This window comes from Flavobacterium esculini (assembly GCF_048284325.1).
Taxonomy (GTDB): domain Bacteria; phylum Bacteroidota; class Bacteroidia; order Flavobacteriales; family Flavobacteriaceae; genus Flavobacterium.
Window position 1 is genome coordinate 1 of sequence record NZ_JBLVPI010000049.1, and the last position, 1309, is coordinate 1309.

At 37.5% G+C, this 1309-nt stretch carries 1 protein-coding gene; it reads right to left on the reverse strand.

The annotated features are described in order from the left end of the window. Positions 1–211 precede the first annotated feature (211 nt). Positions 212–1309 (reverse strand): T9SS type A sorting domain-containing protein (locus ACNQGG_RS17275; RefSeq protein WP_417966100.1); only part of this gene is annotated, 1098 nt, incomplete at its 5' end.

Sequence of the window (1309 nt, forward strand, 5' to 3'; positions counted from 1 at the left end):
AACGATTTCTAACTTTAAAGACATAGTGTAGTCTTTTTGGGTACGCTTAACATACCGTGTTTCTTGTGCGGATTCCATAGAATACTTTTTTGTGTATCGCTATTTCAGGACTAGACAAAAAGACATAAAAAAACCTCGAAAATTTTACTTTCGAGGTTTAATTTTATACTCTAATCCGTTTCATTTTTCTGGACCAGATGATTAATAAAAATTATTTTGAGGACATAACTTTTTTCACGCTGCTTCCTCGATTAGTAGTTAATCTTACAACATAAACTTGCTCTTGACCTCTGTACGAATGAAGGTGTAAAGTGACTTCTTTGTTCAAATAACTATTAGTATCTGTTTTTGAAAGCACTGAAACTCCTTGTGCATTATACACATCGATCACCACATCAGATACATAATCAAAATCATATCTAATAGTAAGCTTATCTTTAAAAGGAACCGGATAAGCAGTAAAACCAACGCTAGTATTTAAACTATCTTCATTATGGGTAGCACTGGTTCCTCCCAATGGACATCCTGTGTTATTAAGGATATCTAATTGAGTCGCTAATTTGCCAGGCTCACTTCCTCCAGCTAAATACGCTGCATTAACAGCGTCTATTACTGATTGAGGATTACTAGAATAAGGCGCTGGAAAATCAACTTCATCACTACAAGCGTTCAATAAAGCAGCTACTCCTTGACGAGCTAAATTATAAATACCTCCGCCTCCTAAATTTAGAGCTTGCAACAAAGTTAAATTAGCAAGATTAGACGGTGCATTTACAAAAACATCACCAAACAACATTGAAGTAGTATAAGAAGAACACCATCTGTCAGTATGGTTTTTCCAATATCCTAAAGTACATCCCTCGCAGTCAGTTACTGTGATACTTTGACTACAAGTAGCAGATGTATTGCCACAAGCGTCAGTAGCACTCCAAGTTTTTGTATAAGTTACTGAACCATCAGGATTATTAGTTGTAGTAATACCCAAATCATTCAAAGTTGGATTTAGATCACAACCATCACTTATTGTTGGAATACCAAAAACAGGTTCAACACCACATGCAACTGTTTGATTAGCTGGACAAGTAATAGTCGGTGCAGTAGTATCCTGAACATTGATGGTTTGCGTAGCGGTGGAGAAGTTTCCACAATCATCTGTAGCAGTCCATGTTCTGGTTACACTATAATTTCCCGGACAGTTGCCTGGGGTAGTCACATCATTGAAAGTCAACGTTACCGATGCATCACAAGTGTCAGTAGCGGTAGCTTGCGCAAAGGCAGGCAGTGCTGGACAATTGATTGTTGATGGAGC